Origin of the sequence: Streptomyces scopuliridis (assembly GCF_042790125.1) — a bacterium.
Lineage (GTDB): Bacteria > Actinomycetota > Actinomycetes > Streptomycetales > Streptomycetaceae > Streptomyces > Streptomyces scopuliridis_A.
This window is the reverse complement of the sequence record NZ_JBHTZS010000001.1, coordinates 189,103-204,874: the sequence shown is the minus strand read 5'-3', so window position 1 is coordinate 204,874 and position 15,772 is coordinate 189,103. Positions and strand designations below refer to the sequence as shown.

Genomic DNA, 15,772 nt, shown 5'->3' with positions numbered 1-15,772 from the left:
GCATGTCCGTGGCTCCCCTTCCTCCGACCGAATCCGCCGAATCAGCCGAATCTGCTGAATCTGCTGAATCCGTGTACGACCGGATCCGGCTGCGCCAGTGGCGGCGCGGCCAGGCACGCTCCGCCGGGGTCCAACGCCGTGATCTGCTGCGGCTGTTCGCGACGGCCGCCGCCGCCGGACCGCTCGCCGCAGCGACGCCGGGCATCGCGCGGGCCGCCGCACCGGCGCCCGCGAGCCCCGCGGCACCGGCCGCCCCCGCCGCGGCCCCCGGCATTGTGAAGCCGCTGCCGTCCGAGGTGTTCACCATCCGTGGCACCAACGCCGAGACCAACTTCGCGGCGCTGCGCACCACCGGCCCGCACACCCCCGCCGGCCACTTCTTCGTCCGCAACCACACCGTCACCCCCCGGATCGACGCCGCCGCCTGGAGATTGACGATCTGGGGCAGCGGACTGCGCGGCGGCCCCGTGGACTTCGGTTACGACGAGCTGCGCGCGCTCCCGTCCGTGACCCGTACCGCGTTCATCGAGTGCGCCGGGAACGGCCGCAGTTACTACGCGACCCAGCAGAACCAGCAGGTGTCCGGTACGGCCTGGACGCTCGGCGCCATCGGCGTCGGACGGTGGCGCGGGGTGCGGCTCGCCGAAGTGCTGCGCCGCGCGGGCCTGAGCCCCGACGCCGTCGACATCCTGCCGCGCGGCCTGGACGACGAGGTCATCAGCGAGGGGACGAATCTGGGCCGGGTGCGCCGGCCGCTGCCGGTGGCGAAGGCGCTGGACGACGTACTGCTCGCGTACGAGCTGAACGGCGAGCCGCTGCCACCCGACCATGGCTATCCGGTCCGGCTGATCGTCCCGTCCTGGGTGGGCATCGCGAACATCAAGTGGCTCGGCGACATCGAGGTGAGCGCCGAGCCGCTGTACAGCCCCTGGAACACCACGCTCTACCGGCTGTTCGGCACCGGGTATCCGCCCGAGGGCAGTGCGCCGCTGACCCGGCAGACCCTCAAGAGCGCCTTCGAGCTGGCGGACGGCGCCACCGTCGCCGCCCATCGGCCGCTGGTGCTGACCGGCCGCTCCTGGTCGGGCGGGGCGCCCGTACGGTCGGTGGAGATCAGCACCGACGGCGGGACGCGCTGGCGACGCGCGCGGCTGCGGGACGCGCCCCGGCGCGGCAGTTGGGTCCGCTGGTCCGCCGACTGGACACCGGGCGGTCCGGGCCCCGCCGTACTGCTGGCGCGCGCGACGGACAGCGCGGGCCGCGTCCAGCCCGAAGTGGCCGTCCACAACACGCAGGGCTATCTGTTCGACGCCGTGGTGCGCCACCGGGTGACCGTCGTCTGACCGGTGGCGCCGGACGGCCGGCCGTGCGGACACGGCCGGCCGTCGTCAACAGCGCCCTGGGGCACGGGAGATGTTACTGAACGGTTCCGCGCTCCCCCCGTCCCTCGTCCTTGGCCCGTCGGTCGACGGAGTGCCGGTCGAGGGAACGCCGCTCGGCGAGACGCCGGTCGGCGGCGGCGATGGGTTCGGAGTCCCATCCGGAGTCGTCCGAGCCACCGCCCGGACTCGGCGCCCGACGACGGAGGTTCGAGGCGTCGGAGCGCGCGGCCTCGGCGCGGATCATGGCGTTGAGCGCGGCGAAGGGGTCAATGGGCATGGCTGTGTCCTCACGGTGAGAAGGTGCGGAAGAAACGCGACTGCTGTGGTCCTGAAGGCACTTCAGAGCCGTGCGAGGCACTGAAGGGCGGGACCTGTCAGCAGCGCAGCACCACACAGCGCGGCGTGACCGGCGCGCGCGGCGGCCACGTCGGCACACACCGTCCGACGTACGGAGCCCGTGCCCGCTCGCCGAACAGTCCGGTCTGGGTCAGGGGCTGTTGGGGCTCCCTGCCCGTCCGCTCGGTCCTGGCCGGCGCGGACTGCTCGGTCTCGGCGGTGTCCTGGTGTCCCTCGCCCGCCGGGTCGCGGGAACCGGACGCGGGCGGCAGGGACTCGGCGTCCCGCATCGCCGCCGAGGACGGCGCGATCGACATGCCCAGGAAGGCGATCAGCACCAGGGCCACCAGGGCGGCCCGGCGCGCGGCGGCGGCGCGGGCAGCCGCGGCGCGGGTGGGAATGGACGTGGCACGCTTCATGGGCACGACCTCCTGGACAACGCACCTCTGCCCAGAAACACACCCGCGCCGTCCTGCTACCGGCGGAAACCGCTCACACGGGGTACGCGACCTACGCCGAGTCCCGCTCCTCGTCGGCGGTTCGTGCCTCGTCGGAGCGCGCTTTCGCCACGGGAACGGACACGGTTCCCAGCGGCACCTGCGGTCCGACGCCCTCCCTCAGCCACCGTCTCAGCACCTCGTGCACCCGCTCCGCGCCCACGAGTTCGCCGCTGTCGGGGACCGGCGCGGAGAGCACCAGCGGGGACAGCAGGAAGGCCCGTGACTGTTCACCGCCGAGCCCGCCGTGCGAGCCGATCTGTTCCTCGAAGGCGTGCACGCGGCCCGTCGCCGGGTCGTACATCGAGTTGACCATGATGTCCGCGACATGCGGGAAGGAGTCCGTGCGCCGTACGGCGTCGGCCGCGCCGGGGCCCATACCGGCGAGCGGACCGCTGTCGTCGAGCGCGTCGACCGGCACCTCCGCCCCGCCGGGGCCGAGCACCACCGAGCCGTGTTCCTCGCTCCGCACCAGCAGGAAGCCGATCCCCGGATGGCTGGCGAGGGTTCGCAGCAGCGCGGGATGGCGCCGGTCAATCTGCTCGCGGCTCATCCGCTCCGGCACATCGGGGAAGGAGATCAGGGCGAGATTCCCGGAAGCGAGCACGACCGGATCGGAGCCGTGCGCGGGCTGCTCGTCGGCGCTCTCGGGCTCCGGCCGGTGCAGCGCGCCGAGGACGGCGTGCCGGGCCGCCTCGCGCGCCTCCGCGCCGCTCTTCGTACGCTCGGCCCGGCGCGACACGGGCAGCCCGCAGCCGGCCCTCACCAGATCCCTGAGGGTGAGTCCGTACGCGCTCTCGAAGGTCTCGCCGGGACTCTGCCCGTGGTCGGAGAGCAGCACGATCCGGTACGTACGGGGCGCGTGCTCGGCGGCCCTGGCGATCAGTCCGACCGAGCGGTCGAGCCGGGCGAGGACCCGCTCGGCGTCCCGGCTGTGCGGTCCCGAGTGGTGGGCCACCTCGTCGTACGCGACGAGGTCCGCGTAGACGGCGGTGCGTCCGGCCAGCATGTCGCCGATCACGGCCGCGACCACCACATCGCGTTCGACGACGGTCGCGAAGGCCCGGATGAACGGATAGAGCCCGCCCCGGCCGACCCGCGGCCGGTCGCCGCGTATCCGCGCCCGGGTCGATTCACCGATCTCGCGGCCGACGTCGGCGACGAACGAGACCACCGTACGGACGGCGTTGGCGGGGTCGGAGAAGTAGGCGAAGTAGCCGGCCCGGGAGCGGTTGGCCCTGCCGCGCCGCGCGGCGATCGACAGCACCAGCGCGAGCTGGTCGGCGCCGCCGCTGAAGAGATTGCCGCGGCTGGCGCCGTCGAGGGTGAGCAGGCCCCCGTCGCCGGTGCGGGCGATGGCGCGGCGCTGGAGTTCGGCCGCGCTGGCGGGGCGGTTGCTGACCATGATCCGGCCGGTGTCCTTCTCGTACCAGCGGAAGGCGGGGACATCGTGGTTGGAGCCGTGCAGGATGCCGAGCTGGCTCGCGCCCGTCTGGCTGGACCAGTCGGTGCGCCAGGGCGTGAGCCGGTGGGTCGGCCGCGGGCCGCCGGGCGCGCTGTCCGCCAGGCCGCCCGGAGGGACGCGCACCGCGTCGTCCGCCGTACCGCGTCCGCCGTCCGGGTCCGGCGGGAGCACGCCGAGCCAGTCGGCGACATGCGGCATCACCCCGGCGGCGACCGCGTCGAGCAGCACCTCGTGCCCGACCCCGTCGAGTTGCAGGAAGACCGTCCCGGGCGGTCCGCCGCGCCCGCCGTCCTCGCCGCTCCTGCGCCGCCGCCGGTCCGCGAGGCGGGAGAGCCGGCGCCGGTAGGCGTCGTCGTCACCGACCGCGAGCCCCGTCGAGGTCGCGGAGGCGACGGCGGACATCACGGCCGCGACCACCACGGCGGTCTCCGGATTGGCCGCCCCGCGCCCGTTGGGGATGAGCCAGAGCGCGATCAGGAGCAGCGAGCCGTTCAGGAAGAACACCAGCAGTCCGAGGACCAGTGCGGGGACGAGCAGCAGCGCGCGCACGAGCAGGGGCCAGACCAGCGCACTGAGCAGACCGAAGGCCCCCGCGCCCCAGGCCGCGGTGATCGCGGTCCTGGTGATGCTGTCCTGGTTGTCCGACTGAAGCTTGAAGTCCGGCAGGATCCCGGCCAGCGCCAGCATCGTCAGCGTGGACACCGCCCATACGACGATCACCCGCAGCAGGGACCCGCCCGTCGTTCGCCACCGCCCCTTGAACACGTCGCTCCGTCACCTCACGTCCGGGCCCGTACGCACTCACGGGCTCGGCCCAGCCTCGCACAGCGCGCCACGGACTCCCCCGGGGTACCGGGGCCACGGCGGGTCAGCAGCCGCCGTATCCCGCGGTCGGCAGCCGCCGTACCCCGCGCTCAGCAGCCGTCGTACCCCGCCGTCGGCATCGAGAGCCTGCGGTGGACGTCGGCCTTCATGGCGGCGTCGTACAGCGGTTCGTCCAGTCCGACGGTCTCCAGCGGTACGCCTCTGCGCGCGCACTCCGCGGTGAAGACGGACACCGAACTGAACGCCCGTTCGAGAACGCGCTCGTTCGCCGCGACGAAGAGATCCACCAGCCCCGCTTCGACATCGGCCCACAGCCCGCAGTGGTCGGGGCGCAGCCCGTACAGGAGCAGCTGCCGGGTGACGAGGTAGCCCTTGTCCTCGGCCCAGCGCGCGCACATCGTGTGCTGGCCCCGGGTGTCCACGAGAAAGGGGTCGCTGTCCAGCTCCTCCAGCGGCGTCAGGCTGGCGATCACGGCCACTCGTACCTCACGCATGCCTGCCCCCAGCTCCCCGGCACTCGCCTCCGTCCGCCGACCCTACTGGGCGCACGCCCCCGCGGGGCAGGCGCGTGCCCGGCGGTCGACGGCGCGCGACCAGCGCATCCGGACCCGCCCGCGCGGGCATCCGCCGTACGCTGAGTGCGGAGAGGGGGCCGGGGCGGGAGCGCGGTCCACGGTCGGACGGAGCTGAGGTCGCGTTGGGAACTGTCATCACCTGGTGGGGCCATGCCACCTGCACCGTGGAGGACTCCGGGGTACGGGTGCTCACGGACCCGGTCTTCGTCCGCCGGCTGGCCCATCTGCGCCGCCGGCGCGGTCAGGTGCCGCCGCCCGAGGCGTCCGTCGCCGATGCCGTGCTCGTCTCACATCTGCACTCCGACCATCTCCATCTGCGGTCGCTGACCCGGCTCGCGCCCGGCACCCGGCTGATCGTGCCGCGCGGCGCCGAGCGGTCGGTGCCGGGGCTGCGCAGGCTGGACGCCCGCAGAAACCCCTCGGGGCTGCGGATCACCGAGGTCGAGGCGGGCGACGAGGTGGAGATCGGGGCGCTACGGGTACGGGCCGTGCCCGCGCGCCACGACGGACGGCGGCTGCCGGTCGGACCGCACCGCTCCCCCGCCCTGGGCTTTGTGATCAGCGGCGCGTCCCGGACGTACTTCGCCGGGGACACCGGACTCTTCGACGGGATGGCCGACGCCGTGGGGCCGGTGGATGTGGCGCTGCTGCCGGTGGGCGGCTGGGGGCCGCATCTGGGGGCCGGGCATCTGGACGCCGGGCGGGCGGCGCGGGCGCTGGCCGATCTGGCGCCGAGCGCGGCGGTACCGGTGCATTTCGGTACGTACTGGCCGATCGGCCTGGACGGGATCCGCCCCCATGAGTTCTACGCGCCGGGCGACGAGTTCGTACGGCACGCGGCGCGGCTCGCGCCGAAGGTCGCCGTCCATCTGCTACGGCACGGCGAGAGCGTGCGGCCGGAGGCCGGCCTGTGATCGACCGGCTCATGGCGCAACTCTCGGAGCTGCCACCCGAGTCGACGCAGCAGGCCGTCGGCTATCCGTCCGTCTTTCTGCTGGTGGCGCTGGGCGCGCTGGTGCCGGTGGTGCCGACGGGGGCGGTGGTGAGTTCGGCGGCGGTGGTGGCCTTTCATCAGACCGCGCCACTCTCGCTGCTCTATGTCTTCCTGGTGGCGTCGTTCGCGGCCTTCCTCGGCGACATATCCCTCTACTGGCTGGGACGGCGCGGGGTCGGCTCCAGGAACGGATCGCGCTGGCTGGAGGCGATACGCCGGCATGCTCCGCCCGACCGGCTTGAGCAGGCGCAGACGAAGCTGCGCGAGCACGGGGTGACGGTGCTGGTGCTCTCCCGGCTGGTGCCCGCCGGGCGGATTCCCGTGATGCTGGCCTGTCTGCTCGGGGACTGGCCGCTGCGCCGGTTCGCCCGGGGCGATGTGCCGGCCTGTCTGGCCTGGGCGGCGACGTACCAGCTGATCGGGGTGCTCGGCGGCTCGCTCTTCGACGAGGCGTGGGAGGGGGTGCTCGCCGCGGTGGTGCTGACGCTGGTGCTGAGCGCCGCCCCGGCGCTCTGGCGCAGACTGCGGCGGCCGGGCGGGGACGAGAGTCCGGACTCGGCGGGCAGGCCGACGTAGTTCCCGATCCGGCCGGGTCCGATCCGGCCGGGTCCGATGCGGCCGGGTCCGATCCGGCCGGGGTCCGCACTGTACGGATCCGCTCCGTATGGGGCCGCACTGTCCGGGGCCGCTCTGTACGGGGCCTCTCCGGGGCCGCTCACCTCAGTTCGTCGAAGACCGCTCCGAAATGGCCGAGCGCCCGCGCGACATGCGGCAGTTCCAGCGGCGCGCTCGCGGTGAGGGACTTCAGCCGCTGCTCCGGCGTCGCCCCGAGCAGCGGTCCTGTCGACAGCCGTACGCGCAGCGCGCCCAGTTCGTCCCCGAACCGGTGGCCGCCCGGTACGGGCACCTCCAGGCGCCGGCTCAGATGGTTCTCCAGCTCCATGGAGTCGGTGACGCCCAGCCGGGCCAGCTGTCCGCGCAGCGGCCCGAGGTCGGCGTAGAGATGACGGCCGGCCTGCGGCACCCCGGCGAGGGCGCCGGAGGCGAGCACCAGTTGGTGGGCGGCGGCGGCCAGTTGCCCGTGCAGCGCGGCGGTGGCCCGCGCCCTGGCCGTGACGGCGTCCGGCTCGTCGAGCGCGTGGGCGGCGGCAGCGGCGACGGGGCCCGCGACCATCGCCCCGAGCGCGGTGAGGATGTCGAGCGTCCTGGCCCGCAGCGCGGTTCCGGCGTCGGTGGCCGGGTAGCGGGCGACGGCCATCGGCCAGGCGGCCGGGAGCAGCGCGCCCGCCAGATCGGCGAGGACGACGACCTCGTCGGGCCACATCTCGGCCGGGCTGAGCAGCACCGTCTCGTGCGGCCGGTGCAGAGTGTCGCGCCAGGTCTCGTCGCTGACGATGTGCAGTCCTTCGCCGACCGCGGCCTCACATGCCTCACGGACCAGTTCCGGCGGGGCGACCGCGGCGGTCGGGTCGTCGGCGACGGAGAGCAGCAGCGCCCGTGGCCGGCCGCCCTCGGCCCGTACCCGCCGTACCGTCTCCAGCAGGGCGAACGGATCCGGCACGCCGCCCGCGTCCGCCGGGGCCGGCACATGGTAGGCGGGCCTGCCGAGCAGCCGGGCCTGTGGGGTCCAGGAAGCGGGGCACGGCCGGGGCATCAGGACCTCCCCGTCGTACGCGGCGAGCAGGGCGAACAGCAGCGGCTGCGCGCCGGGCGCGGCGGCCACGGCGTCGGGGCCGGTGCGCAGGCCGCGCCGCGACCAGTAGCCGGAAGCAGCTTCCCGCAGAACCGCGTCACCGCCGGGCGGCTGCGGCGAGGTGTGCCCGGCCGCCCCCGCGCACTCGCCGACCAGCTCGGGCAGCGCGGGCAGCCCGGCGTCGGGGGCGGCCGGGCCGAACCGTACGGGGCCCCGGCCCTCGGGAGCCGTCCGCCGCATACCGCCACCTCCCGCAGTCGCCATCCGCCACGGCCTCTCGTTCGGGCCCTCTGTCCGGACCCTTTATAGGGAGTTATACGGAGGTTTGACGCACCCTGCTCCCCGGGCGCCGCCCGGCCGCGTCCCCCGGCGCCGCCCCTCCGCGTCCCCGGCTCCGTCCGGCCCGCTCCCCCGTACGGTCTGCTTGGACCGGCCGCTCGCGGGGTACCCGCGTTCCATGTCGGAGACCACTGGGACCTACGGACAGGCGGCCCCGGGCACCCGTGCCCGGATCGCGGCGCTGCTCGACGGCTGGGACGAGCGGGCCTTCCGCTCCGTCGCCGGACGGCACTGGCCAGGCGCGGGGCCCGTACTGCCCCGGCTGAGCCGGTCCGCCAACCACGGACTGCTCTGGTTCGGCGCCGCCGCGGGCATCGCCGTGCTGGGACGCGGGGCGCGCTCACGCCGGGCCGCCCTGCGGGGCGCGGTGTCGCTGGGGCTCGCCTCGGCCGCCATCAATACCGTGGGCAAGCGGGCGGTACGCCGACAGCGGCCCCTGCTCGACGCCGTACCGGTGATACGACGGCTGAAGCACCAGCCGCTCACGACGTCCTTCCCGTCCGGGCACGCGGCCTCGGCCGCCGCCTTCGCGACCGGGGTCGCGCTGGAGTCGAAGGGGTGGGGCGCCGCCGTGGCGCCGGTGGCCGCCGCCGTGGCCCTCTCCCGGATCTATACGGGGGTGCACTATCCGAGCGATGTGCTGGTGGGCGCCGCGCTCGGGGTGGGGGCGGCCTTCGCGGTGCGCGGGATCGTACCGACCCGTTCCCAACTGCCCTCACCGGGACGTCCGTACGCCGAGGCCCCCGCGCTGCCCGACGGCCACGGGCTGGTGGTCGTGGCCAACCTGGCCTCCGGATCGTCGGACGCCGCCGCGCTGGTACGGGACGCGCTGCCGGCCGCGGAGGTCGTGGAGTGCCCGCCCGAGGAGGTGGAGACCGAGCTGGCGAAGGCGGCGGGCCGCTGTCTGGCCCTCGGTGTCCTCGGCGGCGACGGAACGGTCAACCGGGCCGCGTCTACGGCCGTACGGCACGGTCTGCCGCTGGCCGTCTTCCCCGGCGGCACGCTCAACCACTTCGCGTACGACCTGGGCATCGAGAGCGTCCAGGACACCTGCCGCGCGCTGACGGCGGGTGACGCCGTACGGGTCGACCTGGGGCGCTTCACCCCCGGTCCGCGCGGCGCGGCGACGGGGCACTTCCTCAACACCTTCAGCCTGGGCGTCTATCCGGAACTGGTACGGGTGCGGGAGCACTGGGCGCCGCGCATCGGCGGCTGGCCCGCCGGGATCCTGGCCGCGCTGAAGGTGCTGCGCGGTGAACACCAGCTGGAGGCCGAGTTCGAGGGCCGGCACCGGTCGCTGTGGCTGCTGTTCGCGGGGAACGGCATCTACCAGCCGATGGGGCCGACCCCGGGCCACCGGCTCGATCTGGCCGACGGCCTGCTGGACGTACGGATCGTGCACGGCGGCCGGGCCCCTGGGCCTCGGCTGCTCGCCGCCGCGCTCGCCGGACCGCTGAGCCGTTCACCGGTGCACGCGGCGGAGCGGATGCGCCGGGTACGGATCGCCCGGATCGCGCCCGGTACGCCGCTCGCGTTCGACGGTGAAGTGGCCGAGGCGCCCGGGGAATTGATACTGGACAAGGTGGAGGAGGCGCTGACCGTCTACCGGCCGAAGGCGCTGCTGTAGGGCGGGCGCGGGAGTCCCGGCCGTCCGGCGCCGCGCGTGACCGACCGGGCCGTCCGGCGCCGTGCCGGAATCCCGGTGGACAGGCGCGAACGGCGCGGCCGAGGATCACGCCATGGACACGCGCTACTTCCTGGAGACCCCGCGACTGCGGCTGCGTTCGCTCGCCGAGGACGACCTCGACCGGGTGGTCGCCCTCGACAACGACCCCGGCGTACGGCGGTTCATCGACGGCGGCCGGCCGGTCTCGCGCGAGACGGCACGGACCGAGACGCTCCCCCGCCTGCTCGGGCGCGGCTTCTGGGCCGCCGAGGAGAGCGCCACGGGTGCGTGGCTGGGGTGGTTCTGTCTGGAGCCGGAGAGCGAGCAGGACTGGCGGGTCGTCGAGTTGGGCTACCGGCTGCACCGGTCGGCGTGGGGGCATGGGTACGCCACCGAGGGCGCCCGCGCCCTGGTCCGCGCGGCGTTCACCGGCCTCGGCACGGAACGGGTGACGGCGCAGACCATGACGGTCAACACCGCCTCGCGGCGCGTGCTGGAGAAGGCGGGGCTGAGCTACGTCCGTACGTTCTTCGAGGAGTGGCCCGAGACGATCGAGGGATCGGAACAGGGCGATGTGGCCTATGAGCTCACCCGGGAGGAATGGAGAGGCCAGGCTCGCCCCACCGACTGGCCCGGATAGCGACTGGCCCGGACAGCGACTGGTCCCGATAGCGCTGTTCCGGATAGCGAGACACAGGTCTCATCATGCGACATGGCGGCGTACCGTGGCCGGACCACGTCACGAGAGGGAGTCCCGCCATGCCGAAGGAGACCGCGGTCTACACCCACGGGCACCACGAGTCGGTGCTGCGCTCGCACCGCTGGCGCACCGCCGCCAACTCCGCGGCGTACCTCCTCGCCGAACTGCGTCCCGGCCAGGACCTGCTGGATGTCGGCTGCGGCCCCGGGACCATCACCGCCGATCTGGCCGCGCTCGTCGCCCCGGGCACGGTCACGGCCGTCGACGCCGCCGAGGACGTCCTCGACAGGGCACGGGAGGCGGCGGCCTCCGCCGGCGTGGACAATGTCCGCTTCGCGGTCGCCGATGTCCACGCGCTGGACTTCCCCGACGACTCCTTCGACATCGTCCACGCCCATCAGGTCCTCCAGCATGTGGGCGATCCCGTACAGGCCCTGCGCGAGCTGCGCCGGGTGTGCCGGCCCGGCGGGGTCGTGGCGGCGCGCGACGCGGACTACGGCGCCTTCGCCTGGTTCCCCGACGTACCGGCGCTGGACGGCTGGCAGGAGCTGTACCGCCGGGTGGCGCGCGCCAACGGCGGGGAGCCGGACGCCGGGCGGCGGCTGCTGTCCTGGGCGCGGCGGGCCGGCTTCACCGACATCACCTCGACCGCCGCCACCTGGTGCTTCGCCACGCCCGGCGAGCGCGCCTGGTGGAGCGGCCTGTGGGCGGAGCGCACGACCGCCTCGGGCTATGCCGGTCTGGCGGTCGGCGGCGGCCATGCGACACCGGAGCGGCTGGACGGGATCGCCGGGGCGTGGCGGGAGTGGGGCGCCGCCGAGGACGGCTGGTTCATGGTCCCGCACGGCGAGATCCTCTGCCGGGTGTGAACCGGTCACGTACGAGCGTACGAGCCCGGGTCGCGGAAGCCTCCACGTACCCGGTCCCGGCCGCCCGAATCGATCACGCGTCCCGGCACGGCCAACTACCCTGGTGCGCATGGAAATCCTGGGAACCACGTTGCGCATCTGCGTCGACGACCTGGAGACCTCGGTGGTGTTCTACGAACGCCTCACCGGTAGCCCCGCGCTCCGCTTCGAGCGCGGTGGGGTCTCCGTCGCCGCCGTCGGCTGCTTCCTCCTCATGAGCGGCCCCGCGTCGGAAATCGATGTCCTGCGCAAGGTCACGGCCACGATCGCCGTCAAGGACGTCGACGAGGCGATCACCGTCCTCACCGGCGTCGGGGCGCATATCGTCGCGGGCCCGGTGCCGACGCCGGTGGGGCGCAATGTGATCGCCCTGCACCCCGACGGTTCGGTCTTCGAGTACGTCGACCGCAGAGCCGACCCGACACCGGGCTGATCAACGGGGCCGAGCGACGGGCTGAATCAACCGGGCCGGTCAGCGGGGCCGGTCAGCGGTGGCCGGGGGCCCTTCGTCGGTGAAGGCCCCCACCACCAGATCCGCGAGCAGCGCCCCCGCCGTCCCGTCCGGGTCGAGGTCCGGATCGTAGATGGTCACGTTCAGCCCGACGCAGCGCTCGGAGCGCACCAACGCCCGCAGCAGTACGGCGAGTTCGTCCGGCATCAGGCCGCCCGCGTCCGGGCTGTCGACCGCGGGCATCACCTCGGGGTCGAGCACATCCGCGTCGAGATGGACCCAGAACCCGTCGGTGACCGGCGTCTCCAGCGTCTGGAGCACGGCTCCGGCCAGCTCCGCCGCGCCCCACTCGCGCAGCTCGCCGACCGTCACGGTCGGGATCCTCAGCCGGGCGAGCTCCGCGCGGTCCTCGTCGTAGTCCCGGATCCCGAAGAGCCGTACGTCCTCGTCCCGCAGATACGGACGCAGTCCCTCCAGGTCACTCAGATCCCGCTGGCCCCGGCCGGTGCCGATCGCCAGCTCCTCACCGCCCGCCGCGCCGATGTTCTCGGAGTTGCCCGCGTGCCGGAAGTCGGCCGAGCCGTCGATGGCGGCCAGCCCGTACCGTCCCATGCGGCGCAGCGCGAGCGAGGCACCGAGCTGGATGGAGCAGTCGCCGCCCAGCACGAGCGGGAAGTCCCCTGCCCTGACATGGTGCTCGATCCGGTCGGCGAGCCGGGGCGTGTACGCGGCGATCGCCGCCGCGTTGAAGACGCCGTCGCCCTCCCGCCAGTCGCCGCGGTCATAGCGCGGCGGGACGACCACCCCGCCCTCGAACGCGCCGAGCCGCTGGACGATCCGCTGCTCGCGCAGGGCACCGGCGAGCTTGTAGCACCCGGGCACGGCACCGGGGGCGGGGGGCCGGAGCCCCAGATTGGAGGGCGCGTCGATCACCACGATATTCCGCATGCGAACCATCCTCACCACCGTAGGCTTCGGCCACAAACGACTTCACGGAACAGCGGGAACGGAAGAGGGCGGGCAGCGGGATGACCACTCAGCACACCTACCGGGTGATCGTGCGCGGCACATGGGACGGACTGACGGACGAGGACCGCGCCCGGCTGCTCGCGGAGGTCGACGAGCACGGTCTGACGCAGATGCGGTTCACCCCGGAGGGCTCGCTCACGTACGACAGGGCGCTGCGGCACTTCAGTTACCGCTACGTGGTGGTCTCGGACGCGGCGGACGGCGAGGAGATGGCCGGCGCGCTCGCCGAGGACCGCGCGGAGGCGGCGCTGAAGGCCCTGGGCTGCGGCCATGGCGAACTGCGGTCCACGGTGACCGACATGGACACCATGAAGATCAACCGCAAGGGCCGCTGAGCGGCGGGCGGTCGCGGAGGCTCATGGGCGTCAGCTCTCCTGGTCCATCATCTCCACCGTGATCGCCCAGCGCTCGTGGTCGCGCCACGCGCCATCGATATGGAGGAAGTCCGGCGAGTAGCCCTCCAGTCGGAAGCCCACGCGCCGGACCAGCGCGAGGGACGCGATGTTCGCAGGCTGCACATTGGCCTCCAGCCGGTGCAGTCCCAGCGGGCCGAACGCGTGCCGCACGACCAGCCCGAGCCCTTCCGTCATCAGGCCCCGGCCCGCGGCGTGCGCGAAGGCGCCGTATCCGAGCGCGCCGCACCGGAAGGCGCCGTGGACGATGTTGTTGATATGGACGAATCCCGCGATCCCGCCGCCCTCGCGGGCACAGACGAGATAGCCCTCCCTGCTGGGATCCTCGGTGAACCGGCGCGCGTGGTCGGCGTACGCCTCCGTGTCGGCGGGCGGGAACAGCCAGGGCCTGTGCAGCTCCTGGCTCTCGCGGACACGCGACGTGAACTCGTGGGCGTCCTCGGGGCGGTAGGCGCGTACGAACGTGCGGGGGCCTTCGGCGATGGCGAGGACTCGCCGTTCGGGAAGCTCGGGCACCGCGCCAGCCTACGTGATCTCCGGACGGCCGATCCTGTGGCTCGGAAGCCGGTCGGCCAAACGTTTCCGGCTTTCCCGTCATGCGTGTTGATCATCACACCGGGCGTGACTGCCAGCTGGGTTAGCGTTCCGCCCTGTGACTATGGTGAATTCCGCTTCCCCGCTTCCTCGTGTTCAGGACTCCCCGGCCGCCGAGGCGCTGACCCGTGCCCTCTTTGGCGAACGGTTCGAAGACATCCACCAGCCCTGGCGGAAACTCTTCAGCACCGGGCCATTCCGCTACCGCGAGGGGCTGACACCGCGGGAGCGTGCCGCGCTGTCCTACGAGCGGCTGCGGCTCGTCAATGACGCGATCGACAGCCCCGAGGATCTCGTCGTCGACGTGGAGCGGCTCGGCGCGCTCCATGAGTGGGCGGGCCCGGTGGACGCGGGATTAACGACAGTCGCGAGCATTCACTACAACCTCTTCCTCGGCAGTCTTCTCGATCACAGAGCCGACGGAGAGCGTGATCTGCGCGCCTTCACCGAACTGCGGCGTACCGGTACGTTCCTGTGTACCGAGGCCGGACACGGCAACAGCGCCTCCCAGTTGGAGACGACCGCCACCTTCGACCCGGCGACCGGCGGCTTCGTCCTGCACACGCCGTCACCGGCCGCGGCCAAGTTCATGCCGAACACCAGCTCCACCGGCGGCCCCAAGACCGGTGTCGTGGCGGCCCGGCTGATCACGGACGGCAAGGACCGGGGCGTCTTCCTCTTCCTGACGCCGCTCAGCGACGACACCGGGGGTCCGCTGCCGGGGGTGGAGATACGCAGGCTGCCGCAGACGGCCACCAGCCCGGTGGACCACTGCGTCACCTCCTTCGAGCACGTCCGGCTGCCCCATGAGGCGCTTCTCCAGTCCGGCCACGGCCGGCTCACCCGGGACGGCGTCTTCAGCAGCGAGATCGGCAGCCCCCGTAAGCGCTTCCTGCACTCCATAGGCCGGGTCACCGCCGGCAAGCTCTGCATGAGCGCCTACAGCCTCGGGGTCACCCGCCACGCGCTGGCCGTCGCCGTACGCCATGCCCACACCCGGCACACCTCCGGTGTCACCGCCGGGGGGTCCGTGCCGCTGTTCGCCCATCGCAGCCACCACACCCCGCTGCTCGACGCCCTCGCCACGACCTACGCCGCGACGCTGCTGCACCGCACGGCCGTGCGGCAGTGGACCGAGGCGACGGAGGCGGAGCGTGAGGACGGTGAGCGTCTGGCGGCCGTCGCCAAGGGCTGGATCACCTGGCGGGCCCGCGCCGTCATGACGGAGTGCCGCGAACGGTGCGGCGCCCAGGGGCTGTTCCTCGCCAATGGCATCGCCGGCCAGCTGACGGCCAATGAGGGCACCATCACGGCGGAAGGTGACAACCTTGTCATCTGGGTCAAGGCGGCCGGGGAGATGCTTCTCGGACACTTCACCCCGAAGCAGCCGAGCGCCCTCGCGCCCGGGGACCGGGATCTCAGGGATCCGGCCTTCCTCCAGGACCTCCTGGCGGACATCGAGAGCGTCTGGCACCAGCGGGCCCGGACCAAGCTGCGCGGCGCCAAGGCGGGCAACCCGCTCAACCGGTGGAACGCGACGGTCACACCCGCCCTCGAACTGGTCGACGCGCACGCCCACCGCCGGGCGGCCGAGTCGCTGCTGACCGCCGCCGAGGAGGCCGGCGAGCCGGGGGCGCGGCATCTCCTGCACGCGTTGCACCGGCTCTTCGCGCTGCGCCGTATCGCCGCCCACAGCGGGGACCTGCTGGCCGAAGGGCGGCTGACGGCCGACCAGGTGAGACACCTCCCCGACCTGGCGGAGGACGCGGTCATCGAGCTGGCTCCCCACGCCCGGACGCTCACCCACGGCTTCGCCATCGCCGACGAGGTCCTGCTCGACCACCCGATCAGCCATCCGGAGGCCATGGGCCGCGTTCCGGAAGGCCACACGGACTGAGCGGCCCC

16 protein-coding genes are annotated in these 15,772 nt (G+C 73.3%); 9 read left to right on the top strand and 7 right to left on the bottom strand.

All coding sequences use genetic code 11. The features are described 5' to 3' along the window. Positions 1 to 8: 8 nt before the first annotated feature. Positions 9 to 1,343 carry a sulfite oxidase gene (locus ACFRKB_RS00735; protein ID WP_383102544.1) on the top strand — a complete coding sequence of 445 codons (1,335 nt, stop codon included), beginning with the start codon at positions 9 to 11 and terminating at the stop codon, positions 1,341 to 1,343. 73 nt (positions 1,344 to 1,416) lie between these two features. Here ACFRKB_RS00735 and ACFRKB_RS00730 read toward each other — a convergent pair whose 3' ends face one another. The 4 genes from ACFRKB_RS00730 to ACFRKB_RS00715 all read right to left on the bottom strand — a co-directional run bounded on the left by ACFRKB_RS00730 (position 1,417) and on the right by ACFRKB_RS00715 (position 4,999). Continuing rightward, entirely contained in the window at positions 1,417 to 1,659 is a 243-nt protein-coding gene (locus ACFRKB_RS00730; RefSeq protein WP_383102061.1) for a hypothetical protein, read from the bottom strand. Between the two features lie 97 nt (positions 1,660 to 1,756). Then, positions 1,757 to 2,137, bottom strand: a complete 381-nt coding sequence (locus ACFRKB_RS00725; RefSeq protein WP_383102059.1) for a hypothetical protein — start codon at positions 2,135 to 2,137, stop codon at positions 1,757 to 1,759. A gap of 91 nt (positions 2,138 to 2,228) precedes the next feature. Beyond that, on the bottom strand, positions 2,229 to 4,445 hold the full coding sequence (locus ACFRKB_RS00720; RefSeq protein WP_383102058.1) for a phage holin family protein: 2,217 nt from the start codon (positions 4,443 to 4,445) through the stop codon (positions 2,229 to 2,231). A gap of 149 nt (positions 4,446 to 4,594) precedes the next feature. Beyond that, on the bottom strand, positions 4,595 to 4,999 hold the full coding sequence (locus ACFRKB_RS00715; RefSeq protein ID WP_383102056.1) for a hypothetical protein: 405 nt from the start codon (positions 4,997 to 4,999) through the stop codon (positions 4,595 to 4,597). A 203-nt stretch (positions 5,000 to 5,202) separates the two neighbouring features. Between ACFRKB_RS00715 and ACFRKB_RS00710 the strand changes: the two genes are divergently transcribed. Both ACFRKB_RS00710 and ACFRKB_RS00705 read left to right on the top strand, forming a co-directional pair. Further along, entirely contained in the window at positions 5,203 to 5,994 is a 792-nt protein-coding gene (locus ACFRKB_RS00710; RefSeq protein ID WP_383102054.1) for an MBL fold metallo-hydrolase, read from the top strand. Between the two features lie 11 nt (positions 5,995 to 6,005). Continuing rightward, the gene (locus tag ACFRKB_RS00705) at positions 6,006 to 6,650 is read left to right on the top strand and encodes a DedA family protein (RefSeq protein ID WP_383102053.1); all 645 of its coding nucleotides are present in this window, start codon (positions 6,006 to 6,008) and stop codon (positions 6,648 to 6,650) included. 139 nt (positions 6,651 to 6,789) lie between these two features. Here ACFRKB_RS00705 and ACFRKB_RS00700 read toward each other — a convergent pair whose 3' ends face one another. Further along, positions 6,790 to 8,007 carry an aminotransferase class I/II-fold pyridoxal phosphate-dependent enzyme gene (locus ACFRKB_RS00700; protein ID WP_383102051.1) on the bottom strand — a complete coding sequence of 406 codons (1,218 nt, stop codon included), beginning with the start codon at positions 8,005 to 8,007 and terminating at the stop codon, positions 6,790 to 6,792. Positions 8,008 to 8,224: 217 nt separating this feature from the next. Here ACFRKB_RS00700 and ACFRKB_RS00695 point away from each other — a divergent pair, with 217 nt between their 5' ends. From ACFRKB_RS00695 to ACFRKB_RS00680, 4 genes are all read left to right on the top strand, one after another. After that, positions 8,225 to 9,733 (top strand): bifunctional phosphatase PAP2/diacylglycerol kinase family protein, encoded by a 1,509-nt coding sequence (locus tag ACFRKB_RS00695; protein ID WP_383102049.1) that lies wholly within the window; start codon positions 8,225 to 8,227, stop codon positions 9,731 to 9,733. A gap of 112 nt (positions 9,734 to 9,845) precedes the next feature. Next, positions 9,846 to 10,412 (top strand): GNAT family N-acetyltransferase, encoded by a 567-nt coding sequence (locus ACFRKB_RS00690; RefSeq protein ID WP_383102047.1) that lies wholly within the window; start codon positions 9,846 to 9,848, stop codon positions 10,410 to 10,412. Between the two features lie 119 nt (positions 10,413 to 10,531). Beyond that, the gene (locus tag ACFRKB_RS00685) at positions 10,532 to 11,341 is read left to right on the top strand and encodes a methyltransferase domain-containing protein (RefSeq protein ID WP_383102045.1); all 810 of its coding nucleotides are present in this window, start codon (positions 10,532 to 10,534) and stop codon (positions 11,339 to 11,341) included. A 109-nt stretch (positions 11,342 to 11,450) separates the two neighbouring features. After that, entirely contained in the window at positions 11,451 to 11,813 is a 363-nt protein-coding gene (locus ACFRKB_RS00680) for a VOC family protein (RefSeq protein WP_383102043.1), read from the top strand. A 39-nt stretch (positions 11,814 to 11,852) separates the two neighbouring features. Here the strand turns inward: ACFRKB_RS00680 and ACFRKB_RS00675 are convergent, their stop codons facing one another. Further along, on the bottom strand, positions 11,853 to 12,779 hold the full coding sequence (locus ACFRKB_RS00675) for an arginase family protein (RefSeq protein ID WP_383102042.1): 927 nt from the start codon (positions 12,777 to 12,779) through the stop codon (positions 11,853 to 11,855). Between the two features lie 80 nt (positions 12,780 to 12,859). Between ACFRKB_RS00675 and ACFRKB_RS00670 the strand changes: the two genes are divergently transcribed. After that, a complete protein-coding gene (locus ACFRKB_RS00670) occupies positions 12,860 to 13,195 on the top strand; it encodes a DUF6204 family protein (protein ID WP_383102040.1) in 336 nt (111 codons plus the stop codon). A 30-nt stretch (positions 13,196 to 13,225) separates the two neighbouring features. Here the strand turns inward: ACFRKB_RS00670 and ACFRKB_RS00665 are convergent, their stop codons facing one another. Further along, entirely contained in the window at positions 13,226 to 13,789 is a 564-nt protein-coding gene (locus ACFRKB_RS00665) for a GNAT family N-acetyltransferase (protein ID WP_383102038.1), read from the bottom strand. Between the two features lie 142 nt (positions 13,790 to 13,931). Between ACFRKB_RS00665 and ACFRKB_RS00660 the strand changes: the two genes are divergently transcribed. Continuing rightward, a complete protein-coding gene (locus tag ACFRKB_RS00660) occupies positions 13,932 to 15,764 on the top strand; it encodes an acyl-CoA dehydrogenase family protein (protein WP_383102543.1) in 1,833 nt (610 codons plus the stop codon). Positions 15,765 to 15,772: the final 8 nt, after the last annotated feature.